Origin of the sequence: Aeromonas piscicola, assembly GCF_000820005.1 — a bacterium.
Classification (GTDB): Bacteria; Pseudomonadota; Gammaproteobacteria; order Enterobacterales; family Aeromonadaceae; genus Aeromonas; species Aeromonas piscicola.
This window is the reverse complement of sequence record NZ_CDBL01000078.1, coordinates 34,329-58,260: the sequence shown is the minus strand read 5'-3', so window position 1 is coordinate 58,260 and position 23,932 is coordinate 34,329. Positions and strand designations below refer to the sequence as shown.

The 23,932-nt window shown below is 60.4% G+C and carries 22 protein-coding genes; 12 read left to right on the top strand and 10 right to left on the bottom strand.

Features of this window, described 5'->3' with window-relative positions:
• Positions 1–31: 31 nt before the first annotated feature.
• The 5 genes from sucA to sdhC all read right to left on the bottom strand — a co-directional run bounded on the left by sucA (position 32) and on the right by sdhC (position 6,311).
• Positions 32–2,842 carry a 2-oxoglutarate dehydrogenase E1 component gene (gene sucA / locus BN1128_RS20620; RefSeq protein WP_042872303.1) on the bottom strand — a complete coding sequence of 937 codons (2,811 nt, stop codon included), beginning with the start codon at positions 2,840–2,842 and terminating at the stop codon, positions 32–34.
• A gap of 122 nt (positions 2,843–2,964) precedes the next feature.
• Positions 2,965–3,681, bottom strand: coding sequence for a succinate dehydrogenase iron-sulfur subunit (locus tag BN1128_RS20615; protein WP_042872301.1), 717 nt, complete (start codon positions 3,679–3,681; stop codon positions 2,965–2,967).
• A 134-nt stretch (positions 3,682–3,815) separates the two neighbouring features.
• The gene (gene sdhA / locus BN1128_RS20610; RefSeq protein WP_042872299.1) at positions 3,816–5,582 is read right to left on the bottom strand and encodes a succinate dehydrogenase flavoprotein subunit; all 1,767 of its coding nucleotides are present in this window, start codon (positions 5,580–5,582) and stop codon (positions 3,816–3,818) included.
• A gap of 1 nt (position 5,583) precedes the next feature.
• Positions 5,584–5,928 (bottom strand): succinate dehydrogenase, hydrophobic membrane anchor protein, encoded by a 345-nt coding sequence (gene sdhD, locus BN1128_RS20605; protein WP_042872296.1) that lies wholly within the window; start codon positions 5,926–5,928, stop codon positions 5,584–5,586.
• Complete coding sequence (sdhC, locus tag BN1128_RS20600) at positions 5,922–6,311, bottom strand: succinate dehydrogenase cytochrome b556 subunit (RefSeq protein WP_011705795.1); 390 nt, start codon at positions 6,309–6,311, stop codon at positions 5,922–5,924. Before sdhC ends, sdhD begins: the two co-directional genes overlap by 7 nt.
• 424 nt (positions 6,312–6,735) lie before the next feature.
• Here sdhC and BN1128_RS20595 point away from each other — a divergent pair, with 424 nt between their 5' ends.
• The 3 genes from BN1128_RS20595 to BN1128_RS20585 all read left to right on the top strand — a co-directional run bounded on the left by BN1128_RS20595 (position 6,736) and on the right by BN1128_RS20585 (position 9,052).
• Positions 6,736–8,022, top strand: a complete 1,287-nt coding sequence (locus BN1128_RS20595; protein WP_042872295.1) for a citrate synthase — start codon at positions 6,736–6,738, stop codon at positions 8,020–8,022.
• Between the two features lie 94 nt (positions 8,023–8,116).
• Positions 8,117–8,437, top strand: a complete 321-nt coding sequence (locus tag BN1128_RS20590; RefSeq protein WP_042872293.1) for a DUF4377 domain-containing protein — start codon at positions 8,117–8,119, stop codon at positions 8,435–8,437.
• A 120-nt stretch (positions 8,438–8,557) separates the two neighbouring features.
• Positions 8,558–9,052, top strand: a complete 495-nt coding sequence (locus BN1128_RS20585; protein WP_042872291.1) for a GNAT family N-acetyltransferase — start codon at positions 8,558–8,560, stop codon at positions 9,050–9,052.
• 62 nt (positions 9,053–9,114) lie between these two features.
• Here BN1128_RS20585 and fabB read toward each other — a convergent pair whose 3' ends face one another.
• The gene (fabB, locus tag BN1128_RS20580; RefSeq protein ID WP_042872289.1) at positions 9,115–10,326 is read right to left on the bottom strand and encodes a beta-ketoacyl-ACP synthase I; all 1,212 of its coding nucleotides are present in this window, start codon (positions 10,324–10,326) and stop codon (positions 9,115–9,117) included.
• 90 nt (positions 10,327–10,416) lie between these two features.
• Between fabB and mnmC the strand changes: the two genes are divergently transcribed.
• On the top strand, positions 10,417–12,435 hold the full coding sequence (mnmC, locus tag BN1128_RS20575) for a bifunctional tRNA (5-methylaminomethyl-2-thiouridine)(34)-methyltransferase MnmC2/FAD-dependent 5-carboxymethylaminomethyl-2-thiouridine(34) oxidoreductase MnmC1 (RefSeq protein ID WP_209428593.1): 2,019 nt from the start codon (positions 10,417–10,419) through the stop codon (positions 12,433–12,435).
• An 89-nt stretch (positions 12,436–12,524) separates the two neighbouring features.
• Here mnmC and BN1128_RS20570 read toward each other — a convergent pair whose 3' ends face one another.
• Positions 12,525–13,124 carry a DUF922 domain-containing Zn-dependent protease gene (locus BN1128_RS20570; RefSeq protein WP_209428592.1) on the bottom strand — a complete coding sequence of 200 codons (600 nt, stop codon included), beginning with the start codon at positions 13,122–13,124 and terminating at the stop codon, positions 12,525–12,527.
• Between the two features lie 336 nt (positions 13,125–13,460).
• Between BN1128_RS20570 and dcuC the strand changes: the two genes are divergently transcribed.
• From dcuC to BN1128_RS20545, 5 genes are all read left to right on the top strand, one after another.
• Positions 13,461–14,813 carry an anaerobic C4-dicarboxylate transporter DcuC gene (gene dcuC, locus BN1128_RS20565; protein ID WP_042872281.1) on the top strand — a complete coding sequence of 451 codons (1,353 nt, stop codon included), beginning with the start codon at positions 13,461–13,463 and terminating at the stop codon, positions 14,811–14,813.
• A 145-nt stretch (positions 14,814–14,958) separates the two neighbouring features.
• Complete coding sequence (locus BN1128_RS20560; protein ID WP_042872279.1) at positions 14,959–16,620, top strand: bifunctional metallophosphatase/5'-nucleotidase; 1,662 nt, start codon at positions 14,959–14,961, stop codon at positions 16,618–16,620.
• A gap of 181 nt (positions 16,621–16,801) precedes the next feature.
• Positions 16,802–18,445: a hypothetical protein gene (locus tag BN1128_RS20555; RefSeq protein ID WP_042872276.1), complete on the top strand. Its 1,644-nt coding sequence runs from the start codon at positions 16,802–16,804 to the stop codon at positions 18,443–18,445.
• 152 nt (positions 18,446–18,597) lie between these two features.
• Positions 18,598–19,101, top strand: coding sequence for a M48 family metallopeptidase (locus BN1128_RS20550; RefSeq protein WP_042872274.1), 504 nt, complete (start codon positions 18,598–18,600; stop codon positions 19,099–19,101).
• A gap of 25 nt (positions 19,102–19,126) precedes the next feature.
• Positions 19,127–19,951 carry a DUF2927 domain-containing protein gene (locus BN1128_RS20545; protein WP_042872272.1) on the top strand — a complete coding sequence of 275 codons (825 nt, stop codon included), beginning with the start codon at positions 19,127–19,129 and terminating at the stop codon, positions 19,949–19,951.
• Between the two features lie 146 nt (positions 19,952–20,097).
• Here the strand turns inward: BN1128_RS20545 and BN1128_RS20540 are convergent, their stop codons facing one another.
• The gene (locus BN1128_RS20540; protein ID WP_021140432.1) at positions 20,098–20,346 is read right to left on the bottom strand and encodes a DinI family protein; all 249 of its coding nucleotides are present in this window, start codon (positions 20,344–20,346) and stop codon (positions 20,098–20,100) included.
• 277 nt (positions 20,347–20,623) lie between these two features.
• Here BN1128_RS20540 and BN1128_RS20535 point away from each other — a divergent pair, with 277 nt between their 5' ends.
• Together BN1128_RS20535 and ykgO are read left to right on the top strand one after the other, a co-directional pair.
• Complete coding sequence (locus tag BN1128_RS20535; protein ID WP_042872269.1) at positions 20,624–20,893, top strand: type B 50S ribosomal protein L31; 270 nt, start codon at positions 20,624–20,626, stop codon at positions 20,891–20,893.
• A complete protein-coding gene (gene ykgO, locus BN1128_RS20530) occupies positions 20,890–21,015 on the top strand; it encodes a type B 50S ribosomal protein L36 (RefSeq protein WP_042872268.1) in 126 nt (41 codons plus the stop codon). The genes BN1128_RS20535 and ykgO overlap by 4 nt, the downstream gene beginning before the upstream one ends.
• Positions 21,016–21,078: 63 nt before the next feature.
• Here the strand turns inward: ykgO and BN1128_RS20525 are convergent, their stop codons facing one another.
• Positions 21,079–21,873: a pirin family protein gene (locus tag BN1128_RS20525; RefSeq protein WP_042872265.1), complete on the bottom strand. Its 795-nt coding sequence runs from the start codon at positions 21,871–21,873 to the stop codon at positions 21,079–21,081.
• A 123-nt stretch (positions 21,874–21,996) separates the two neighbouring features.
• Here BN1128_RS20525 and BN1128_RS20520 point away from each other — a divergent pair, with 123 nt between their 5' ends.
• The gene (locus tag BN1128_RS20520; RefSeq protein WP_042872263.1) at positions 21,997–22,902 is read left to right on the top strand and encodes a LysR family transcriptional regulator; all 906 of its coding nucleotides are present in this window, start codon (positions 21,997–21,999) and stop codon (positions 22,900–22,902) included.
• An 84-nt stretch (positions 22,903–22,986) separates the two neighbouring features.
• Here BN1128_RS20520 and araC read toward each other — a convergent pair whose 3' ends face one another.
• Positions 22,987–23,898 (bottom strand): arabinose operon transcriptional regulator AraC, encoded by a 912-nt coding sequence (araC, locus tag BN1128_RS20515; RefSeq protein ID WP_042872261.1) that lies wholly within the window; start codon positions 23,896–23,898, stop codon positions 22,987–22,989.
• Between the last annotated feature and the right edge of the window lie 34 nt (positions 23,899–23,932).

Below are 23,932 nucleotides of genomic sequence, written 5' to 3'. Positions count from 1 at the left end.
AATCAGTTCCTTGTTACTTCTTGTTCAGGGCTTAGGCCAGAGTAAGGGCGTCTTCCACCAGGGCTTTCTGCTGCTTGGTGTGGACCGACATGTAACCGACGGCGGGTGAGGCCGAGGCCGGACGACCGGCATAACGCAGACGAGCACCGCTTGGCAGCACACCATCGTAGTGGTGACGAGTGCAGTACCAGGCGCCCTGGTTCTGCGGCTCTTCCTGACACCAGACAAAATCGGTGACGTGGGCGTAGTCGGCGAGGATGGCGCGCACTTCCGCTTCCGGGAAGGGGTAGAGCTGCTCGATCCGCACCAAGGCCACATCGTGCTGCTCGGCCTTGCGACGGGCATCGAGCAGGTCGTAGTAGACCTTGCCGGAGCAGAACACCACCCGCTTGACCCCTTTGGGATCCAGCGCATCTATCTCGCCAATGGCGTTCTGGAAGGTGCCTTGCGCCAGATCTTCGAGCTTGCTCACTGCCATCGGGTGGCGCAGCAGGGATTTGGGCGACATCACGATGAGCGGGCGGCGCATCGGGCGGATCACCTGGCGACGCAGCATGTGGTAGACCTGAGCCGGGTTGGAGGGCACGCACACCTGCATGTTGTGCTCGGCGCACATCTGCAGATAACGCTCCAGACGGGCGGAGGAGTGCTCCGGGCCCTGACCCTCGTAACCGTGCGGCAACAGCATGGTCAGACCGCACATCCGGCCCCACTTCTGCTCGCCGGAGGAGAGGAACTGGTCGATCACTACCTGGGCGCCGTTGGCGAAGTCACCAAACTGGGCTTCCCAGATGGTGAGGCCGGCCGGCTCGGCGCTGGCATAACCGTATTCAAATGCCAGTACCGCCTCTTCAGACAGGACGGAGTCGAAGACTTCGAACGGGCCCTGCTCGTCGTGAATGTTGCACAGCGGGGTATAGGTGCTGGCATCGTTCTGGTTGTGCAGCACGGCGTGACGGTGGAAGAAGGTGCCACGGCCGGAGTCCTGCCCCGTGATGCGGATGCGCGAGCCCTTGTCCACCAGCGTGGCGTAGGCCAGGGTCTCGGCAAAACCCCAGTCCACCAGCTTGTCACCGGCGGCCATGGTGCGCCTGTCTTCGTAAATCTTCTCGACCTGGCGTTGCAATACATGGGCAGCCGGATACTGACTGACCCGCTCACCCAGTGACTTGAGCTCATCAAGCGCCAGGCTGGCGTCATAGTGCATGGCCCAGTCGTGGCCCAGGTACGGGGTCCAGTCGACGGAGTGCAGCTCCATCGGCCGCCACTCCTTGACCACCCGCTCCCCCTTGTCCAGGGCATCGCGATAGTCATTGACCTGGGTCGTGGCCAGCTCCTGGCTGATGCAGCCTTCCGCAACCAGCTGATCGGCGTAGATCTTGCGCGGGGTCGGATGCTGTTTGATCTTCTGGTACATCAAGGGCTGGGTTGCGCTCGGCTCGTCCGCCTCGTTGTGACCGTGACGACGGTAGCAGACCAGCTCGATCACCACGTCGCGTTTGAAGGTGTTGCGGTAATCCAGTGCAATCTGGGTCACCAGCACCACGGCTTCCGGATCATCACCGTTGACGTGCAGCACGGGGGCCTGCACCGCTTTGGCGATGTCGGTGCAATATTCGGTGGAGCGCACGTCACGCATGTTGGAGGTGGTGAAACCCACCTGGTTGTTGATGACGATGCGCACAGTCCCGCCCACGCCATAGGCACGGGTCTGGGACATGTTGAAGGTCTCGGCCACCACACCCTGACCGGCGATGGCTGAATCACCGTGAATGGTGATGGGCAGGACGCTGGAGCCATCCTTGTCGCCACGTCTGTCCATACGGGCACGGACCGAGCCGATGACCACGGGGTTGACGATTTCGAGGTGAGATGGGTTGAAGGCGAGCGCCAGGTGCACGTTGCCGCCCGGGGTCGCAAAATCGGAGGAGAAGCCCATGTGGTACTTCACATCCCCTGTGCCCCAGGACTCGCCATGCTTGCCGGCAAACTCGTCGAACAGCTCCTGTGCCCGTTTGCCGAGCACGTTGATCAGTACGTTGAGGCGACCACGGTGGGCCATGCCGATGACGGCCTCCTTGCAGCCCTGCTCACCGGCGCGACGGATCAGCTCCTTGAGCATGGGCACCATGGCATCGCCCCCTTCCAGCGAGAAGCGCTTGGCACCGGGGAACTTGGCGCCCAGGTATTTTTCCAGCCCTTCGGCGGCGGTCAGGCTCTCGAGGATACGGGTCTTCTCCTCAATGCTGTAGCTGCCCTTGGCCTCGATGGATTCGAGTCTGTCCTGCAGCCAGCGCTTCTCCTCGGTGGAGGTGAGGTGCATGTAGTCGGCACCTACGCTGCTGCAGTAAGTTTTCTTGAGCGAGGCGTAGAGATCGGAGAGCACCATGGTCTCGCGACCGATGGCGTAGGAGCCCACATTGAAGGTGGCCTCCATGTCGGCGCCCTGCAGGTTGTGGAAGGCAGGATCCAGTTCGGCAACGGTTTCACGGGTCCAGAGTCCAAGGGGATCCAGATTGGCATTCTGGTGACCACGGAAGCGGAAGGCGTTGATCAGTTGCAGCACGCGCACCTGTTTCGCATCCACTTGCGGATCGGAGACGGGGGCGCTGTAACGGGAGGGATCCTTGGCCAGACGACGGAAATAATCGCGGACTCGGGAGTGGGGTTGTTCAACCGCATGACCATTGACCTGGGGCAGCTGTTCAAACAGGCTGCGCCATTCGTCGGCTACGGATTCGGGGTCTTCCAGGAAGGATTCGTACAAATCCTCAATATAGCTTGCATTCGCACCAGCCAGGTGAGATGACTCCAACCAGGCCTTCATCACGCCGTTATGCATTTCTATCCCTTGTACATCTTGTTCACTGCAGCGCAGCTTGTAGGGTTTAAATAGCCATCCAGCCACAGGGTCGGATGGCTATCCAGAGGTCGGGCCTGGCGCGTGACGCCCTGGCCCTGATACTAAACAGCCCGATTGAGCAGCATCGACTTGATCTGACCGATGGCCTTGGTCGGGTTCAAGCCCTTGGGACAGACGTTCACGCAGTTCATGATGCCGTGGCAACGGAACACGCTGAAGGCGTCATCCAGGTTACCCAGTCGTTCGGTGGCGGCGGTGTCGCGGCTGTCAGCCAACCAGCGGTAGGCTGCGAGCAGACCGGCCGGGCCGATGAACTTGTCCGGGTTCCACCAGAAGGAGGGGCAAGAGGTGGAGCAGCAGGCACAGAGAATACACTCGTACAGGCCATCCAGCTTGGCGCGCTCTTCGGGGGATTGCAGGTGCTCACGCACGGGCGGCAATTTCTCATCGTTGATGAGGAAGGGTTTGACCTTCTCCCACTGGGTGTAGAACTGGGTCATGTCGATCACCAGATCGCGGATCACCGGCAGGCCGGGCAAGGGGCGGATAATGACGCTATTGCCCTTCTTCAGCAGATCGGAGAGCGGGGTGATGCAGGCAAGACCGTTCTTGCCATTCATGTTGAGACCGTCTGATCCACAGACCCCTTCGCGGCAAGAGCGGCGGAAGGCGAGCGTGGGATCCAGCTCTTTCAGCTGGATCAGTGCATCGAGCACCATCATGTCGGAACCTTCAGGAATATCAAGACGATATTCCTTCATATAGGGGACGTTATCAACATCCGGATTGTATCTGTAGACAGAGAATGTGACGTTCATGTTGTTTGGCTCCGCAATCGTTAAGTCCGCACCGTGGAGAAGAGAGATGGGAATGCCTCCCACCTCTTCACAGACCGGCACATGCTGCAATAAGCCGACTGTCTGCTCTTCATTGTGCTTGTCTCCGCCATCGGTCAGTAAGTCCGGACCTTGGGTGGGAATGCCTCACGGGTTTTCGGAGACATGTTGACAGCGCGACGAGTCATGGACTCTGTGTCCGGATGATAGAGGCTATGGCAGAGCCAGCCCTCATCGTCGCGATCCGGGAAATCGAAGCGACTGTGGGCACCCCGACTCTCGGTACGGAAGTTGGCCGCCACCGCAGTGGCAAACGCCGTCTCCATCAGGTTGTCCAACTCCAGGCACTCGATGCGCTGGGTGTTGAACTCCTTGGAAGTGTCGTCCAGACGAGCATTTTTGAGCCGCTCGCGGATGCGTTTCAGCTCGGCCAGCCCTTCGGCCATGGCGTCACCTTCACGGAACACGGAGAAGTTGTTCTGCATGCAGGTCTGCAGATCCTTGCGGATCTGGACCGGGTCTTCCCCGTCACGGTTGTTTTCCCAGCGATTGAAACGGGCCAGCGCGGCGGCCAGATCAGACTCGGACGCCTCGCGACCGTGTTCCATCTCGCCCAGGGTGTTGACCAGGTGCATGCCGGCAGCGCGACCAAACACGATCAGATCCAGCAATGAGTTGCCGCCCAGACGGTTGGCACCGTGTACCGAGACGCAGGCAATCTCGCCCACCGCGAACAGACCGACCACGGGGACGTCGTTGCCATCTTTATCCTGTGCCAGACACTGGCCATTCACGTTGGTCGGCACGCCGCCCATCATATAGTGACAGGTAGGTATGATAGGGATGGGTTCCTTGACCGGATCCACGTGGGCGAAGGTGCGAGAGAGCTCGCAGATGCCTGGCAGACGGGATTCGAGCACCTCTTTGCCGAGGTGATCCAGCTTGAGCTTGATGTGTGGGCCCCAGGGACCGTCACAGCCACGGCCTTCGCGAATCTCGATCATGATGGAACGGGCCACCACGTCGCGACCGGCCAGATCCTTGGCGTTCGGCGCATAACGCTCCATGAAGCGTTCGCCGTCTTTGTTGAGCAGATAACCGCCTTCACCACGGCAGCCTTCAGTTACCAGCACCCCTGCCCCGGCGATGCCGGTCGGGTGGAATTGCCAGAACTCCATGTCCTGCACGCCGACGCCGGCGCGCAGCGCCATGCCGACGCCGTCACCCGTGTTGATGTGGGCGTTGGTGGTGGACTGATAGATACGACCGGCGCCGCCAGTGGCAAGCACTGTAGCCTTGGCCTTGAAGTAAACGACTTCGCCGCTCTCCATGTCGATAGCGGTGCAGCCAACGATGTGGCCGTCCTGGTTTTTCACCAGATCCAGTGCATACCACTCGGAGAAGACAGTGGTCTTGTTCTTGACGTTCTGCTGATAGAGGGTGTGCAGCAAAGCGTGACCGGTACGGTCCGCTGCGGCTGCGGTACGAGCAGCCTGCTCGCCACCAAAATTCTTGGACTGGCCGCCAAACGGACGCTGGTAAACGGAGCCATTGTCGAAGCGGGAGAAGGGCAAGCCCATGTTCTCCAGCTCATAGACGGCCTCGGGGCCAGTCTTGCACATGTATTCGATCGCTTCCTGGTCACCGATATAATCGGAGCCCTTGACGGTGTCATACATGTGCCATTGCCAGTTGTCGTCGTGGGCATTGCCCAGCGCAACCGTGATCCCGCCCTGGGCAGAAACCGTGTGAGAACGGGTCGGGAAAACCTTGGATAACAGAGCGCAGCTCTTGCCGGACTGGGCAATCTGCAGCGCGGCGCGCATGCCGGCACCACCGGCACCGATCACGACCGCATCAAATTCACGAGTTGGAATAGTCACCTTACACCCCCCACAGCACAACGAAGCCGGTCATCAGATAGACAAACAGCACCACTACCAGGGCAAATTGCAGCGCACCGCGCAGCCCCACCGGCTTGATATAGTCGGTCAGCACCTGCCACAGACCGATCCAGGCGTGGATCAGTACGCACAGCAACGCCAACAGGGTGAATACTTTGGTGAAGGTTTTGGCGAAAAAGCCGGTCCACACCTCGTAGCTGATGTCGTTGAACGCGACAAAGCCAACCAGATAGAGGACGTAAGCCGTCATGATGAGGGCGGTGGCGCGGATCAGGATGTAATCATGAACACCGCTGCGCCCGAATGTTGCAGAATTGGTTACCATACCAGTACTCCCGCCAATACCGCCAAAACCGCGGTGATCACGAAGGCCACACGGGCACTCTGATTACCGGATTCCAGCTCTTCCCAATAGCCCATGTCCATGACCAGATGACGCAGACCGCCCACAATGTGGTAAGCCAGCGCAGTCAGGATCCCCCACAACACGAATTTGACCAGGAAGTTGTCCATGATGGACACCACGGTTTCAAATCCTTCGGGAGAGGCGAGTGAAGTACCAAGCATCCACAGCAAGATAGAGAGCGCCACAAAGGTGATCACCCCTGAGACACGATGCAAGATGGAAGCGATGGCGGTGACAGGAAAGCTGATCGTCTGTAGGTCGAGGTTTACAGGTCTCTGTTTATTTTTCACGGCTTTGCCCACTCAGCTCCATTGAGCACGTTAGTTATTGTTTTTACACGCTTATGAGGGCACGGAGTGGCGTTTGTTAGGTTTTTGTTACCAAAACAACTCAAAAAAGCCAAAAACAACATTTTCAATATCGCATCCGACTTTGCGCAAGCGTTTCAAACACCGACAGCCATCACCCACGAGGCGCAGTATATCGGCGGGCTTAACCAATGACAATCAATTAGCTACAAAGAAAACCCAAAACCGTAAACCAGATCTCACAACTCATTTAACAACTCATTAATGATCATCCAGAAAAATTGACAGCGCCCCTGAACTCTGTTTCAAATAAGGCGCTCCAGCCGCCCTGGTACGGGTCAGAACCTTTGCCAGCGTCATCAAACTCGTAATAAAGTAGAGCTGGAATCAAATTATAAAAGAGCAAAGGAGACGTGCTATGGCTGATAAGATAGCCACCCTACATCTGCCCGGTAAAGACCCGGTAGAACTACCGATCCTGTCAGGGACTGTCGGACCCGACGTGATCGACGTCAGAAAATTGGGCGCGCAAGGGTACTTCACCTTTGACCCCGGTTTTATGGCCACCGGTGCTTGTAAATCATCCATTACCTATATCGATGGCGATCAGGGTGTCTTGCTGCACCGTGGTTACCCCATCGCCCAGTTGGCCACCCAGGCCAGCTACCTCGAAGTCTGCTACATACTGCTGTACGGCGAGGCGCCCACCAAGGCGCAGTACACCGAGTTCGAACGTCTGGTCACCCGCCATACTATGGTGCACGAGCAGATCGCCTTCTTCTTCCGCGGCTTCCGTCGTGACTCCCACCCCATGGCAATCATGTGTGGCGTGGTCAGTGCGCTGTCCGCCTTCTATCACGATGCGCTTGACATCAACAACGAAGAGCACCGCGAGATCTGTGCCTTCCGTCTGCTCTCCAAGATGCCGACCCTGGCCGCCATGTGCTACAAGTACTCCATCGGTCAGCCGTTCATGCAGCCGCGCAACGCGCTCTCCTATGCCGGCAACTTCCTGCACATGATGTTTGGCGTGCCGACCGAAGAGTACAAGGTCAACCCCATAGTAGAACGCGCCATGGACCGCATCTTCACCCTGCATGCGGATCACGAGCAGAACGCCTCCACCTCCACAGTGCGTCTGGCCGGCTCCTCCGGTGCCAACCCGTTTGCCTGTATTGCCGCCGGGATCGCCTCCCTGTGGGGACCGGCTCATGGCGGTGCCAACGAAGCCTGCCTCAAGATGCTCGAAGAGATAGGCTCTGTGGAACGCATCCCCGAGTTCATCGGCCGCGCCAAGGACAAGAACGATCCGTTCCGTCTGATGGGCTTTGGCCACCGGGTCTACAAGAACCACGACCCCCGTGCCACCGTGATGCGCGAAACCTGTCACGAGGTACTGACCGAGCTGCAGATCAAGGATCCGCTGCTGGACGTGGCCATGGAGCTCGAGCGCATCGCGCTGTCGGACCCCTACTTCATCGAGAAGAAGCTCTACCCGAACGTGGACTTCTACTCCGGCATCATCATGAAAGCCATCGGCATCCCCATGTCCATGTTCACCGTGATCTTCGCCATCTCCCGCACCATCGGCTGGATTGCCCACTGGAACGAGATGCACTCGGACCCGGATCAGAAGATCGGTCGTCCGCGTCAGCTCTACACCGGCCTGGCCCAACGGGAATTCACCCCGCTCGATCAGCGTTGATGCACTGAGTCGACATGATTTGTTACCAAGGCGGTCATTGACCGCCTTTTTATTTGCCGCTCTAATGCCCCCTTTCGATCAGAAGGAGTCCATCATGAGACCATTGTTCATCAGCGCCGCCCTGCTGCTCACCGCCTGTCAGAGCACACCGACCCCGTCACAGGGGGAAACCCTCTACATCAACAGCCAGCTGGTCGATTGCGTCGGTGTCGGCCCCATGCAGTGCATGCAGGTTCGCAGCGACGAGCAGCAGGCCTGGAGCCTGTTTTATCAGCAGATAGAAGGCTTTCAGTTTGAACCTGGCTACCAGTACCAGCTGACCGTCAGCAAGGAGCAACTCAGCGACGTGCCGGCGGATGCCCCTTCCCTGCGTTATCGCCTGATCAAGCTGGTCAGCAAGCAGGCCGCTCGTTAAGACGCCCGCCATAATGGGCATCGTTTGGAAATGATTGTTCAGTTCATGGCCGCATTCTGATACGCTGGCTGACGCACACATTATTTAATCAGCGTACCCAGGCAGCGATGCCCCATGACTATGATCCAGATCCGCACTACCCGGGCCAATGACTGGCCTACCATCATGGCCATTCAGGATGAGTGTTATCATCAGCTGGATCCTGAACCCCTCGAGGTCATGAGCAACAAGGCCGAACTGGCTCCCGACTGCTGTTGGGTGGCCGAATATCAGGGCAAGGTACTGGGTTACCTGCTCTGCCATCCCTGGCGCGCCCATCAGCCACCCTCCCTCTCGGTACCCATGCAGACGCTGGCGGGGAACGATGAGTTCTATCTGCACGATCTGGCCGTGTCAGCGCAGGCGCGCGGCAAGGGCATCGGCCAGCGGCTGCTGGAAACCGCCCTCGCCTTCGCCAGCGAGGAAGGTTACGAGCATGCCGGACTGGTGGCGGTGCAGGATGCACCGGCCTTCTGGCGCAAGCAGGGCTTTGTGCCCGCCAAGACCCCAAAATCATTGGACGAGTACGGTGAGGGCGCCGTCTATATGCGGCTGCCCTTGACCGACCTCGCCTGAGGGTCGCCCGATTGCCAATAAAAAAGGCGCCTTGCGGCGCCTTTTTTCACATCATCGACTCATCAAGCCTTGAACTTGCTGAATACTAGGGATGCGTTGGTACCGCCAAAGCCGAAGCTGTTGGACATGACGGTATTGAGATCGGCCGCTTCGTACTCGCGTACGATGGGCAGCCCCTCGGCCTTCTCGTCCAGGGTCTCGATGTTGATGCTGGGGGCGATAAAGCCATGCTCCATCATCAGCAGGGAGTAGACGGCCTCGTGTACGCCGGCAGCGCCCAGCGCATGGCCTGTCATCGCCTTGGTGGCGGAGATCTTGGGACCCTTGGTGCCAAACAGGGTCTGGATGGCTTCCAGCTCCTTGGTGTCACCGACCGGGGTAGAGGTGCCGTGGGTGTTGATGTAATCCACCTTGCCAACACCCTGCATCGCCATCTTCATGCAACGCACGGCGCCTTCACCGCTCGGAGCTACCATGTCGTAGCCATCGGAGGTGGCACCGTAACCGGTCAGCTCGGCATAGATGTGAGCACCACGGGCCAGGGCATGTTCCAGCTCCTCGACCACCAGGATGCCGCCGCCACCAGAGATGACGAAACCATCGCGGTCGGCGTCATAGGTACGGGACGCTTTTTCCGGGGTGTCGTTGTACTTGGTGGACAGGGCGCCCATGGCGTCGAACTGTATGGTGGAGGACCAGTCCAGCTCTTCACCGCCGCCGGCGAAGACCACATCCTGCTTGCCCAGCTGGATCAGTTCCATGGCGTGACCGATGCAGTGAGCTGAGGTGGCGCAGGCGGAGCTGATGGAGTAGTTCACACCCTTGATCTTGAACGGAGTGGCCAGGCAAGCAGAGGTGGTGGAAGACATGGTGCGCGGCACCATGTAAGGACCTACCCGCTTGACGCCTTTCTCACGAGCAATATCGCAGGATTCGGAAGTGTTCTTGCCGGAGGCACCACCGGAACCGACCACCAGGCCGGTACGCTCGTTGGAGACCTGATCTTCCTGCAGACCGGCATCCTCGATGGCCTGCTGCATGGAGAGATAGGCATAGGCCGCAGCGTCACCCATGAAACGCATGACTTTACGGTCGATCAGTTCAGACGGCTCGAGTTTGATGTTACCCCAGACACGGCTGCGCAGGTTGTGCTGCTCGAACTGCTCGGAATAGGTGATGCCGGATTTACCTGCTTTCAGGGAGGCCAGCACTTCTTCCTTGTTGTTGCCGATACTGGAGATGACGCCGATACCGGTGATCACTGCTCTTCTCATTAATTCATCTCGTCTGGAAAAACTGGCGCCAAGTCTACCCGCTTTCGGCTGCCAAACTGGTCTGCTTTCACGTAGAATGCCCGCGTTCTTATGACGCGAGCAGAGGAAAACGTGAGTCAAACATCCTTACATCATGCCCGATTGGACTGGAATGAAGCGGGAACTCCAGTCTCCAGTGACTTCGGGGATGTGTACTTTTCCAATGATAACGGTCTAAGTGAAACCCGCTACGTCTTTTTGCAGCAAAATCGGTTGCCAGCGCGATTTTCGCACCACGATAGTGACAGTTTCGTGATAGGTGAAACAGGTTTTGGCACAGGCCTTAACTTTCTGGCGACAATGGCCGCCTTCCTGGAACAGGCGCCCCAAACCGGCAACGGCGCCCGGCTGCACTTCATCAGCTTCGAGAAATACCCCCTCACCCAGCGCGATCTGAGCAAGGCGCTGGCGGCCTGGCCCGAGCTTGCCCCCTTGAGCCAGGATCTCATCGCCCAGTGGCCGCTGCCGATCCAGGGCTGCCATCGCCTGCAGTTTGCCAACGGCCGCATCCGACTCGATCTCTGGTTTGGCGACATCAAGGATATGTTGCCGCAAGTCCCTCATCACGAGGACGGGCTGGTGGATGCCTGGTATCTGGATGGCTTCTCCCCCGCCAAGAACCCCGAGATGTGGACGCAAGACTTGTTCGATGGCCTGGCCCGTCTCGCCCGCCCCGACGCCTCTATTGCCACCTTTACCTGCGCCGGCTTCGTGCGCCGGGGACTGATTGCCGCAGGTTTTGCCATGAAGAAGGTCAAGGGCCACGGCAGAAAGCGGGAGATGTTGATAGGGGATCGCACCGACAAGCAACCGGTGCAGACCATAGCTCCCTGGTATGCCCGGCCAGCAGGGCGGGACGGCGAGGTGCTGATCATAGGCGGCGGCATCGCCTCGGCCATGACTGCGCTCTCGCTGGTGGAGCGGGGCCGCAAGGTGACGCTCCTGTGCGAAGGCCGCGAGCCCGCCACCGGTGCCTCCGGCAACCGGCAGGGGGCACTCTATCCCTTGCTCAATGGCGAGCACGATGCGCTGTCACGCTTCTATTCGCTGGCCTTTGGCTATGCGCGCCAGCGGCTGCTGGCCCTGGCCGAGCACCACCCCATCGCCTTCGATCTGTGCGGTGTGGTGCAGCTGGGCTATGACGACAAATCCCGCGCCAAGCTCACCAAGATGAGTCAGGGTCCCTTCCCCCCCGAGCTGATGCACTCCCTTTCGGCCACAGAGACCGAGCAGATCGCGGGCCTGCCCAGCGGCCATGGCGGCGTCAGTTATCCGCTGGGGGGCTGGCTCTGTCCGGCCGATCTCACCCGCGCGGCCATCCAGGAGGCGCAGGCCAGCGGCCTGCTGCAGGTGGAATATGATACCCCCATCACGGCGATCGATGAGCTAACGGATGGCTGGCGGGTGGAGAGCGACACCGGCCGTCAGTGGCAGGCTCCCACGCTGGTGGTGGCTGCCGGTCACCAGCTGCCTGCTCTGCTGCCCTTTGCCGAGCTGCCGCTCTATCCGGTGCGCGGCCAGGTGAGTCATGTGCCGACCACAGCCCCCCTGAGCCGGCTCAAGACCGTGCTCTGCTACGACGGCTACCTCACGCCCGCGCACAACCACCAGCACTGCATCGGCGCCAGTTATGGCCGTAACCAGAGCAGCCTTGAGTTTCGTGCCGAGGAGCAGGCCCAGAATCAGGCGCGGTTGCAAGCCTGCCTGCCGGATCAGATCTGGCCAAGCGAGGTGGATGTGAGTGGCAATGAGGCGCGGGTAGGTGTGCGCTGCGCCAGTCGGGATCACCTGCCGGTGGTGGGACCAATCGCCAGATTGGCAAGCCTGGCGGATCACTACGCCCAGCTTCAGCGTGATCAGCAAAACGCAGCACCACTACCGCGACATCCCGGCCTTTATGTGCTGGGGGCGCTCGGCTCACGGGGCCTCTGCTCGGCGCCGCTGTGCGGTGAGCTGCTCGCCAGCGAGATCTGTGGCGATCCGCTACCGCTATCTGCCGATCTGCTGGAGGCGCTCCATCCGGCGCGCTACTGGGTGCGCAAGCTGCTCAAGGGCAAACCCCTCAACTGACCGCCAGCCCCGGTTGGCGACTCCAGTCCAATAAAAACGGGCTCCCTGATGGGAGCCCGTTTTTATCTCAGTCAACACCAGCCGACGCGCTAGATGCCCTTGGGCCAGATCAGCCCCAATTTACGGCCATGATCCGTCTGCTGCTGCAACCGGGTGAAACGCTCGCGCGAGCTGGCCAGCACCCCCTGCCCCCGTTGCCAGGCCTGATATTGCAGGGCGGCGCAATCGCGCTCCACCGGCAGTTGTGCCAGCTGGATGCCAAGCTGGCTGACGCTCTCCAGCAAGATGTCCTTGTGACGGCTCTCATAGTCGAACATGGCGGCCACCAGCTTGTCCCACTTCTGGCGCTCGGCGGCGGAGGCCTTGGCCTTGTCCATCCAGTTCGGCACCATCACCTTGATCCGGGTGGTAACCCGGACCTGCTCCAGCGCGCAGCGATCGACCTCGGGCCGGGTCTGCAACTGCCAGGAAAGTTGGTAGCTGGCCATGCCGATATGGCCTCTGGCCTGGGTTTGTCCCTGCTTTGCTATCTGGCGGGCCACGCTGACGACATCCGGTCCAAAAACCCGGTAAAACTGGAAATCAACCTTGATGTCAGGCGCGACCTTGATGCCGGTATAATGGGAACTTTCGGCCCCTGCCGTGGCGGCATACAACAAGGCTGCCACCATGAAAACTTTGCTGACCATTCCCATTTCTGCTGCCTTGACCTCGTTGATAACCGGGGTGTTATTTTAATTAATAATCAACGTATTAATACTCGAAGCAGGAGATTAACCGCGATCCCCGCGACTGTCACCTACTCCCGTCACAAAGCCTAAGTGTCAGGTTGACAAGTCGCAACCCCGCGCCTTCATTGATTTGCAAGCAAGATCACAAGTGATGATAGACATCATGGTGGCTTACCCCTTATTGGATAATAATCGCCGAGTTTTATGTTGATACACTTCGGGATTGGCCAGATTAACCTCCAAGTTGACGCCAAAAATGTATCCACCTTCATTTCGTACTCAGGAACTCACTCTATGATGGAACTCCTTATTGGCACCCTGGTCACCCTGGCCGTGGGTCGCTACATCTTCAAGGGCTACTCGGCCACCGGGGTGCTGCTCAGCGGCGGTCTGCTGCTGCTGACCATTACCGCCCTGATGGGCAAGGCGGTACTGCCTGCCAGCGTCACCTCCACCGGTCACGTGGCCACCGACGTCTTTGAATATGTGCGCTTCCTGCTGGTGGATCGTGGCGGTGGCCTTGGCATGCTGATCATGGTGCTGTGCGGCTTCGCCGGCTACATGAGTCACATAGGCGCCAACACCATCTTGGTAAAGCTGGCCAGCAAGCCGCTCGGCATCATCAAGTCCCCCTATATCCTGCTGGTAGCCGCCTATCTGGTGGCCTGCGCCATGTCGCTGGCGGTGAGCTCTGCAACCGGTCTGGGCGTACTCTTGATGGCCACCCTGTTCCCGCTGATGGTCAACATGGGGATCTCCCGTGGCGCCGCCGCTGCTGTGTGCGCTTCTCCGGCCGCCATCATACTGGCACCCACCTCAGGCGACGTGGTAATGGCCGCCCAGGCCGCCAACATGGAGCTGCTCGACTTTGCCTTCAAGCTGACCCTGCCCATCTCGCTGGTGGCCATCGCCGCCATGGCGGTGACCCACTTCTTCTGGCAGCGCTATCTGGATCAAAAATCGGGCGAGCACAACGAGCCTGTCGCCCCGAGCGATCTCATCACGGACGCCCCCGGCTTCTACGCCATACTGCCGTTCACCCCCATCATAGGCGTGCTGCTGTTTGACGGAAAACTGGGCCCCAAGCTCGACATAGTGACCATCATCGTCATCTGTCTGGTGCTGGCCGCCCTGCTGGAACTGCTGCGCAAACGCAACGGCAAAGAGCTGCTCGACGGATTGCAGGTGTGCTGGCGCAGCATGGCTGACGCCTTCGCCGGCGTGGTCATGCTGCTGGTGGGTGCCGGTGTGTTTGCCCAGGGTCTGATGGGGCTCGGCTTCATCGCAAACCTCCTGGATCTGGCTCAGAGCTTTGGCACCGGTGGCATCGTCATCATGCTGGTACTGGTGGTCATCACCACTCTGGCCGCCTTTACCACGGGTTCCGGCAACGCCCCCTTCTACGCCTTCGTGGAGCTTATTCCCCATCTTGCCACCAGTCTGGGCGTCAATCCCGCCTACCTGGTCATCCCCATGCTGCAGGCTTCCAACCTGGGTCGCACCATATCCCCGGTCTCCGGCGTGGTGGTCGCCTGTGCGGGCATGGGCAACCTCTCCCCGTTCGAGGTGGTCAAGCGCACCTCGGTGCCGGTCGCCGTCGGCCTGGTGGTGGTGATCCTCGCCACCCAGATCATGGTCCCCGCCTGACATTCGGCCGGCACCAGCGCGGGGCCTGATCCGGGGCACCGCCTGATCTGGCGCTTTCCTCACCAGCCCGGCGTCCTGCCGGGCTGGTATCTTCCCCCGAGCTTGGAGTAGACTCTGTGCTCTTTTTTCTCTAAGGAGGACCGAGATGAGTATTACGGTTCAACTTGCCCATTTCAGTGACTGCCACTCCCATTTCGACGGCGCCCCCATGCGCTTCTCACCCGTTGGCGAGTCCGAGTGGCGCACTCAGTGTGGCGGCTATGCCCGCATCCTTTCCCGGCTCACCGCTCTGCGTCAGCAAGCAGACGTGGCGGGTCAGACCTGCCTGTTCCTGCACGGCGGTGACACCTTCCAGGGTTCCCTTTATTTCAACCGATTCAAGGGACGCGCCAACGCAGATCTGTTGAGCCTGCTGCGACCGGATGCCATGGTGATCGGCAATCACGAGTTCGATCTGGGCAACGGTCCTCTGGTGGAGTTTTTGCGCCAGCTCGACTTCCCTGTGCTGGCCGCCAACCTGGACAGCAGTCAGGAACCGGCCGATACCCCGTTGCGACTGAAAGGTCTGCCCACGCTCCATGATGCCAGCCGCCCCTGGCACAAGCGCACCATAGACGGAGTGCCCTTCGCCCTGCTCGGCATCACGCTGCCGCAGATGGCCGCCATCGCCAACCCGGATGCCTATACCCATTTTCACGGCATCGAGGAGACGCTGGTCGCCGCGATCAGCGACATCAAGGCCGAAGGCATCCACCACATCATCTTGCTGAGCCACCTGGGGCTGGAGCAGGACAAGCGTCTGGCGACCCGCTTTCCCGAACTCAGCCTCATCATAGGCGGCCACACCCACAGTCAGCTGGGGGATCTGGCTCCGCTCGGGCTCGATAGCGACGGCAGCTATCCGCTGATGGTAAACGACGTCGCCATAGTGCACGCGGCCCACAGCGCGCTCTGCCTGGGGGTGTGCGAGCTGGAATTTGACGCGAGCGGCAGGGTTAGTCGCAGCCAGGGCCGGCTGGAGTGGTTGCCCTGGCAACCCTGGCCGTTTGCCTCAGAGCCCCCTGCCGGACTGTACTTCTGCGAGCCGGCTCCCGCATTGGAGCTGCATCTGGCCAAGCGCTACCGGCCCGAGCTCGAGACCATGACCCAGCGCATCGTGACCCGGCTCGCCGGGCCACTGCACCATCAGCGCCTGCCCGATGCCAATTTGCCCACCGGCAGCCAGGTTGCCCCCCTGGTGGCCCACGCCATGCTGACCGGCGCCCGCGAGCAGGTCGGTCAGGTGGACTTCGCCCTGCACAACGCCGGGGGCGTGCGCTGCTCCCTCGAACCCGGTCCCTTGAGCGAGGCGGACATCGCCGGTCGCCTGCTGCCCTTTGCCATTCCGCTCACCCTCTATCGGGTGCACGGCCATGAACTGGCCGAGGCGCTGGAGGGGGCCATCGACAACGCCACCAACAACGGCGTGACGGGTAACGGCAGCGGCAGCTTCCCTTATACTGCCGGGGTCCGTTTCAGCTACCAGGCAGACAAACCCAAGGGGGCCAGGATCACCCGGCTGGAGTGGGAGGCGAGCCCCGGTCAGTGGCAGCCAGTCGAGGCAGACGCCATCTATCGTGGCGTCTCCAGCGCCTATACCGCCTCCGGCAAGGAGGGCTACACGGCGCTGGCCCGCACCCTGACCCAGCACAATCAAGAGCTCGGCATCACGCTGGCGGATGCCTTCATCCGCTGGGCCCGCTATCTGCCCGAGCTGAATGTCATGCCGCCGCTGCTGGCGTATCAGGGCCCTGGCGTCGTGTCGTGACCCCTGCGGGACTCAGGCCACCGCTTCTGCCGCGTTTGTCATGAAAAAGTGCCGCTTTCTTGCCAGAAGGCGGCACTTTTGCAAATTATTTCAAGCACATCTCCCTCGCCCATTGCATAGCGCAGTCAGGCTCGGCAAGATAGGCCCGCTTTCGAGACTTCCCAGCAGGAACAGGTCACCCATGAATCATGCCATCCGTTTTACCCCTCCTCGTGTCAATCCGGGCCTGCGGCCGTTGGTGATCCTGCTCACCGGCCTGCTGGCCTTGCTGTTTTGCCTGCGCAACCCGCTGTTTCATGGCATGGCCCCCGGCTTTGATGCTTCCTTGTTTGCGGTGATGGGCAAGATGTGGAGTGAGGGGGGCGTGCTCTACCGGGACATGATCGACATCAAGGGCCCCATGATCTTCGCCCTCGATGCGCTCGGTTACAATCTGGGTGGCTTCTTCGGGATCTGGCTGCTGGAGTGGGCGCTCTGCTGGCTCGGTCTGCTGGCCAGCTGGCAGGCATTCGGCCAGCTCGGCCTCTCCCTGCGTGCCCGCCTCGGCAGCATGCTGGCGGTACTGGCGCTCTACAGCACCCGTTATTACTACGGCAACATGACAGAGGACTGGACCTTCCATCTGGCCCTCCTCGCCCAATGGGCCTTCATCACCATGCTGCTGGACAAGCGCTTCAGCTGGGGACCGGCCCTGGTGGCGGCGCTGACCTTCGCCATCGTGGCCTGGATGCGCACCAACAACGGCGCCTTCTGGGGCGCCTGGTATCTGGTGCTGTTCTGCCACTGGTGCCTGCGCGAACAGTGGCGCTGCGCCTTCGCCCTGCTCTTCTCCAGCCTGCTGGGACTGGCCCTGATAGGCGGCCCGCTGTTCGCCTACTTCCAGCACCACAGCCTGCTGGCCGAATTCAAATATTACGCCTTCGACATCTTCTTTGAGGGCAGCTACGGCAACGGCTTCTCGCCGGATGTGGGCAGCGTCGGCCTGCTGCGTACCGGCCTCATCATGCTGCTGCCCGCCTTCATCGTACTCATGATGGGCCGGCGGCAGGAGTGGTATCTGCCCGCCCTGTGCGCCACCCTGTTCGGCGTGGTGTTTACCCTGGTCGCCAACTCCGTCTCCGGCCATGTGTTCGATCACTACGACGTGCTCTATCTGCCGCTGGCCCTGCTGCCGCTGGCCTGCCTGCTGGATCGCAGCGAACAGCAGGCCGATGGCCTCGGCCTGCTCTGCATCTCGCTGGTGGTACTGACCGCCAGCTGGCTGCTGGCCCAGCAGCTCGGATACGGCTGGAGTACCAAGGAGTGGCCGCTGGAACGGGTGCGGGAAGTGCTCGGCAACAGCCTGCTGTGGGCCCTGCCCGTGCTGATCCTGGTGCCCCTGTGGCGTGCCTGGGATGTGCGCAGTGCCACCCCCTGGCTCGCCTCGCTGGCCATGCTGGCCCTGCTGCTCAACAACGCCTGGGAAGGGAGCCTGAAGGGCAGGCCGTTCAACCCGCCAGCCCAGGTACGGGTCGATCGGATCAAGGCCGAAACCGGCCCGACCGACAAGATCTGGGTCGATGGCATACAGCCGCAATATTATCTGTGGACCGATCGCCAGCCGGCCTCCGCCTATCTCTTCTTTGCCAACGTCAATCCGCCCTACGACGTGCGTGAACGTGTGCTGGCCGATATCAAGCGCCAGAGTCCCAAGTTCATCATCGCCAAGCCGGAGCGAATTGCCGACGAGCTGAAAAAACCGAGCTCTCCTTCCAGCCTCGCCTTCTATCAATATCTGGTGGGCCAGTATGAAGAGGTTGACCCGGGCCTCTATCGCAGGCGCTGATCCCGCACCATTGCCAGCAAGGGCCACCATTGATCACAGTGACGGCCCTTTTGTTTGAGCGCACGACGCGTTTCGGGCAAGCGCAAGCCCTATCCAAGCCGACGCGGGATGACTACAATGGCGCTCTTTTTAGATGTGACGAGTGACAAACCATGGTGGAACTGACCTATCTAGGGGGCTACCCGGACCCGCTCAAGGCCCAGGTACAACAGCTGATCGCGGCCGGCAAGCTGGGCGACATGTTGGAGAAACGCTACCCTGACAGCCACCTGATCCAGAGTGACAAGGCGCTGCTGGGTTACGCCATGGAGTTGAAGAACCGCTATCTGAAAAGCTCGGCGCCGCTGTCCAAGGTGATCTTCGACGGCAAGATCAACGTGATCAAGGATGCCCTCGGCCTGCACACCTATGTCAGCCGGGTGCAGGGCAACAAGCTCAAGGCCAAGAACGAGATCCGCATCGCCGCCCTGTTCAAGGAGGCCCACCCTGCCTTTTTGAAGATGATAGTGGTGCACGAACTGGCCCACCTGAAGGAGAAGGATCACAACAAGGCCTTCTACCAGCTCTGTCAGCACATGGAGCCGGACTATCATCAACTGGAGTTTGATCTCAGGCTCTGGCTCACCTGGCGCGATCTTGAGCGTGCCGCACGCTGACCGACTGCCGTTTCAAGGAGGAAACATGATCCCGTTGCGCCATCCGCTGCCGCCCCCTGCCCGCGCACTCAAGGGCTGCTTGATGGGCGTATGGAGCCTGATGATGCTGCTCCCGTCGCTTTCCCTGCACGCCGCCGAACGCTGGCAGAGCGATGCCTATCTGACTCAGAGCTTCTTCGAAGTCGCCATGAAACGGGAATATGGCCGCGAGCAGGGTGTGCGCTTCTCCCGCTGGCAGCAGCCCATCCGTCTCAGGCTCATCAACGAATTTGGCGACAAGCCGCTGCAGGCCGAGGTGGTCAAGATCCAGAGCCAGCATCTGGCCAGTATCATAGGTCGCCCCATCACGCTGGTGAACGACAAAGCCAACATCACGCTGATCATGACCCAGCGCTCGCAAATGGCGAGCTGGGCCAGCCGTACCATGGGCCAGGATGCCTCCATCAAGACGGCGCTCAAGGAGGGGCTGTGCATGGCCAATTTCGCCACCAATACCCGCCATGAGATAGCCCGCGCCACCATCATCATTCCGGTGGATTACAGCCGGGCCAAGGGGCGTTTTCTCGATTGCGTGGTGGAGGAGCTCACCCAGGTGATGGGGCTGCCCAACGACTCGGACAAGGTATTTCCCTCCATTTTCAACGACAACAGCATCGACAGCTTCCCGACTGGACTCGACTATGTGCTGCTCAAGCTCGCCTACCACCCCGCCCTGCAGGCCGGCATGACGGCCAGTGAAGTGCGCGCCGCTCTGCCCGAAGCCCTCAAGGCGCTACGCGCCCATGGCGAGATAGCCCAGGCCGACCAGCGAGTTCAGGTCAACAGCCTCAAGCGCTGGGCCGGGTTGTAAGGCGCAGGCCCCACTTTCCTGCACGCAGTGAACAGGCCAATCCCCCGAGTAATCAGAAACGAAAAACGCAGCCCGAAGCTGCGTTTTCCTGATCTGGATTGAGTCTTGCTGGCGCCTGCCACGGCTCACGCGGCTACCAGCGAGCCTCAGGAGGCGGCGTTTTCCGGCATCCAGCTGTCGGCATTCTCCCACACCTCCTGCACCATAGCCTCCGCCAGCTCTTTGTCTTCCTTGCTGGCCCGGCTGACCGTCATCGCCATGGCGCCGCCCGGCGCGACCCGCACATGCAGGTCGGGGAATTTCTCGCCCAACTGCTTGAGCAACTCCTGACGCAGTGCCTCCATGGTAGTGGTAGGGATCTGATGTTTCTTGTCGATGATGATTTCCAGACGCATAGGATAAGTCTCCATGATTTATGACTGTATTTTTATACAGTAAAAATCAAAAGTAAAGGGGGCATTATCTGCTTCCCCAGACAGGCCTTCAATCAAAGTCGCAGCGACGCGGCAGATAACCAGGTTTCACTGCTCACAGGTTGTGCACACCAGCCGATTTTTCCTCTATGCCGGCCTGGGCTCTCGCTGTCATTCCAAAAAATTGTTGATATTCATTCTCAACAGGAGCATGATTTAGTTGTTATAAGATAACATACCAATTAATTGAGCGAGTATCATGCGTCCCGACATACACCCCGAATACCGCAAGGTTCTGTTTCACGACCTGACAGGCAACACCTATTTTCTGGTGGGTTCCACCCTCAAGACAGATCGCACCAAATTGTGGGAAGACGGCAAGACCTATCCCTATGTGACCCTGGATGTCTCCAGCGCCTCGCACCCCTTCTACACCGGCAAGCAGAAGCAAGTCAGCAAGGAAGGTCAGGTCGCCCGCTTCGGTCAGCGTTTTGGCCAATTCTTCAACAAAGGAAAAGACAAGTCATGAAAGTGCTCTCCTCCCTGAAATCAGCCAAGTCGCGCCACCCGGATTGCCAGATTGTCCGCCGCCGCGGCAAGCTGTTCATGATCTGCAAGAGCAACCCCAGGTTCAAGGCTCGCCAGCGCTGAAGGCTGCCGCACCATAGACAACCCGGGCCCTCTCGCGAAGGCCCGGGTCTTTTTTAACCTTCATTACTCTGACATCAGGCCAAATCTACCGCTGTTGAAGTCATCGATGGCCTGCACTATCTCCTCATGGCTGTTCATCACGAAGGGGCCGTGACCCACAATGGGTTCCTCGATGGGCTCACCGCTGAGCAGCAGCACCACAGCCTCGCTGTTTGCCTCGATCATGACCTGCCGCCCCGCCCTGTCCAGCACCACCATCTGCGCCTCCCGGGCAATGGTGCTGCCGTTGACCTGCACCAGCCGCAGATCCCAGACATGCAGGGGGCTGAAGGTTCGGGCCGGGCCACGGTGCCCATCAAATTCCCCGGCGATGACCCGCACTGTGCCTGTGCCCTTGGCCAGCGCCACCGTTGGAATGTCGCGACCGAAGATGGCCTGATAGCCAGGCGGCGTCATCTTGTGCTGGCTGGGCAGGTTCACCCACAGCTGCACCATCTCAAGCTCACCGCCCGACTCGCTGAAGGCCGGTGCGTGAAACTCCTCGTGCAAAATACCGGCGCCGGCGGTCATCCACTGCACATCGCCTGGGCCAATCACGCCGCCCTGACCGGTCGAATCCCGGTGCGCCACCTCCCCCTTGTAGACGATGGTCACCGTCTCGAAGCCGCGATGGGGATGCTGACCCACGCCGCGCGGCTGGGTGCTCGGCGTGAAATTGGCCGGGCCGGCATAGTCGAGCAGCAAGAAGGGGCTCAGTTGCTTGCCGTGGCTGCTGTATGAGAAGAGGGAGCGAACGGGAAAGCCGTCGCCAACCCAGTGAGGACGCGGTGCGCTGTAGACGCCAAGGATCTTTTTCATCTGTAGCTCCTGAATTATCCGGTAGATTTCATCGTTGGAGACAGCTTAGTTTCGAGACTAATCCATGGGTAGACTGCTAAATTGAGCATCAGCGTCCTATTTTTGGAACGATAAGAGCACCTTATGCAGGATCTGAACGATCTCTACTACTTCGTCCAGGCGGTGGACCACGGCGGATTTGCCTCCGCCGGACGGGCCATCGGCATGCCGAAATCCCGGCTCAGCCGCCGTATCGCACTGCTCGAAGAGCGGCTCGGCGTGCGCCTGATCCAGCGCTCGACCCGCCAGTTTGCGGTGACCGAGCTGGGCCGCACCTATTACGAGCACTGCAAGGCGGTGCTGGTGGAAGCCGAGGCGGCGCAGGCTGCCATCGAGGTGACCCGCACCGAGCCCTGCGGCCTGATCCGCCTGAGCTGCCCCATCGCCCTGCTACATACCCATGTTGGCCCCATGCTGGCGGATTTCATGGCGCACTACCCGCAGGTCAGCGTGCAACTGGAAGGAACAAACCGGCGGGTGGATCTCATCGCAGAAGGGGTCGATGTGGCGATCCGGGTCAGGCCGCCGCCGCTGCAAGACAGCGAGCTGGTGATAAGGGTGCTGGCGGATCGCAGGCAATGCCTGGTGGCGAGCCCTGCACTCATCGCACAACATGGGTTTCCCGCCGCCCCTTCCGAGCTGAACGGCTGGCCCAGCATGGGGTTGGGCACCTTGCAGCAGAGCCATCACTGGTCGCTGTTCGGGCCGGATGATGCCCATGCCAGCGTCGTCCACCAGCCCCGTTTCGTGACCACTGACATGGTGGCACTGCGCAGCGCCGCCCTGGCCGGGGTGGGTGTGGCCCAGTTGCCGTTGTTGATGGTGCGGGAACAGCTGGCCGCCCGTGATCTGGTGCAAGTGGTCCCCGAATGGGAGCCAAGACCCGAGATCATCCACGCAATCTTCCCCTCCCGCCGCGGCCTGCTCCCTTCGGTGCGGGCGCTGATCGACTATCTGGTCGAGCGCTTCGCCGCCATTGATGAGGAGTAATGACGCAGCCTGCCCCAAGCGGCCACACCAGCATGCGGTGACAACTCATGGGGCGAAACGATCAGCGTCATCAAGCAAAGGCGGTCACAGCGGGGTGGCGCATTTGCGGTACTCAGTCGGGCTGACGCCGACCCGTTTCCTGAACACCCGCGAGAAGTAGAGCTGATCGTCATAGCCCACCTGCTGGCCTATGGTGGCCACCGACATGGGGGTGGTCTGCAGCAGCAGCTTGGCCCGCATGATCCGCTGATCCTCGCGCCAGCGCACTATGCTCACTCCCACCTGCTCACGGAACAAGTGAGCCAGCCGCGAGGGGGACAAGAACACCTGCTCTGCCAGCGCCTCCACCGAGATCTCGGCACAGAGCGACTCGCTCAGGATCTGGCACGCCTGGTGAACTCTGTGATCTATGGTGGGATAGGCATTGAGGGATGAGGCCTCGTAGCAGCGAATGAGCAACCGCTCCAGCAGGTTCATGGCGAGCTGTTCCGACATGGGTCTGAGCTGCTGGTGAGTCTCTTCGATGTCGAGGAACAGGGCGTCAAATTCGGCGAGCAGCTGACTGTCAGCCAGCTGCAGGCGCCCCACCCGCTCAGTGACCTGGGGCCACTTAAGCCAGTCGGCCCAATAGGCCCTCGGCCGGAAATAGACCCAGCGGTGATACCACTCCCGCGCATCCGGTGCCCGGCCGTAATAATGCACGGCCGCCGGCGGGAACAGCAGCAGGTCGCCTGGCTCCACGGTGAAGGCCTGATCCCCCTGAAAGATCTGCCCCTTGCCCTTGATGGTCAGATTGACGATGAAGCCCTTCATGCCCAGGGGTCTGTCAATGATGAAGTCGAGCGCGCTCCCCTGCTCTATGGGGGTCATGCCCGAGACCAGGAAGACGTCGAAGGCGTAGCCCGGCAACAGGGGGTTGAGTTGTTTCGGCTTCTCTTTTTGCATTGAGGACATGGCGGAAAACAGCGCTTGGGTAAAAAAATCGGCTTGGGCCATTGTAAAGACTCACCTTGGGAACGCGCCATCCGGC

What these genes read in the sequence shown, in the direction of transcription:
- sucA (WP_042872303.1), bottom strand. Translation starts at nt 2,842, where the DNA reads ATGCATAACGGCGTGATGAAGGCCTGGTTGGAGTCATCTCACCTGGCT.
- BN1128_RS20615 (WP_042872301.1), bottom strand. Translation starts at nt 3,681, where the DNA reads ATGAACGTCACATTCTCTGTCTACAGATACAATCCGGATGTTGATAAC.
- sdhD (WP_042872296.1), bottom strand. Translation starts at nt 5,928, where the DNA reads ATGGTAACCAATTCTGCAACATTCGGGCGCAGCGGTGTTCATGATTAC.
- BN1128_RS20595 (WP_042872295.1), top strand. Translation starts at nt 6,736, where the DNA reads ATGGCTGATAAGATAGCCACCCTACATCTGCCCGGTAAAGACCCGGTA.
- BN1128_RS20590 (WP_042872293.1), top strand. Translation starts at nt 8,117, where the DNA reads ATGAGACCATTGTTCATCAGCGCCGCCCTGCTGCTCACCGCCTGTCAG.
- BN1128_RS20585 (WP_042872291.1), top strand. Translation starts at nt 8,558, where the DNA reads ATGATCCAGATCCGCACTACCCGGGCCAATGACTGGCCTACCATCATG.
- fabB (WP_042872289.1), bottom strand. Translation starts at nt 10,326, where the DNA reads ATGAGAAGAGCAGTGATCACCGGTATCGGCGTCATCTCCAGTATCGGC.
- mnmC (WP_209428593.1), top strand. Translation starts at nt 10,417, where the DNA reads ATGACGCGAGCAGAGGAAAACGTGAGTCAAACATCCTTACATCATGCC.
- BN1128_RS20570 (WP_209428592.1), bottom strand. Translation starts at nt 13,124, where the DNA reads ATGGTCAGCAAAGTTTTCATGGTGGCAGCCTTGTTGTATGCCGCCACG.
- dcuC (WP_042872281.1), top strand. Translation starts at nt 13,461, where the DNA reads ATGATGGAACTCCTTATTGGCACCCTGGTCACCCTGGCCGTGGGTCGC.
- BN1128_RS20560 (WP_042872279.1), top strand. Translation starts at nt 14,959, where the DNA reads ATGAGTATTACGGTTCAACTTGCCCATTTCAGTGACTGCCACTCCCAT.
- BN1128_RS20555 (WP_042872276.1), top strand. Translation starts at nt 16,802, where the DNA reads ATGAATCATGCCATCCGTTTTACCCCTCCTCGTGTCAATCCGGGCCTG.
- BN1128_RS20550 (WP_042872274.1), top strand. Translation starts at nt 18,598, where the DNA reads ATGGTGGAACTGACCTATCTAGGGGGCTACCCGGACCCGCTCAAGGCC.
- BN1128_RS20545 (WP_042872272.1), top strand. Translation starts at nt 19,127, where the DNA reads ATGATCCCGTTGCGCCATCCGCTGCCGCCCCCTGCCCGCGCACTCAAG.
- BN1128_RS20540 (WP_021140432.1), bottom strand. Translation starts at nt 20,346, where the DNA reads ATGCGTCTGGAAATCATCATCGACAAGAAACATCAGATCCCTACCACT.
- BN1128_RS20535 (WP_042872269.1), top strand. Translation starts at nt 20,624, where the DNA reads ATGCGTCCCGACATACACCCCGAATACCGCAAGGTTCTGTTTCACGAC.
- ykgO (WP_042872268.1), top strand. Translation starts at nt 20,890, where the DNA reads ATGAAAGTGCTCTCCTCCCTGAAATCAGCCAAGTCGCGCCACCCGGAT.
- BN1128_RS20525 (WP_042872265.1), bottom strand. Translation starts at nt 21,873, where the DNA reads ATGAAAAAGATCCTTGGCGTCTACAGCGCACCGCGTCCTCACTGGGTT.
- BN1128_RS20520 (WP_042872263.1), top strand. Translation starts at nt 21,997, where the DNA reads ATGCAGGATCTGAACGATCTCTACTACTTCGTCCAGGCGGTGGACCAC.
- araC (WP_042872261.1), bottom strand. Translation starts at nt 23,898, where the DNA reads ATGGCCCAAGCCGATTTTTTTACCCAAGCGCTGTTTTCCGCCATGTCC.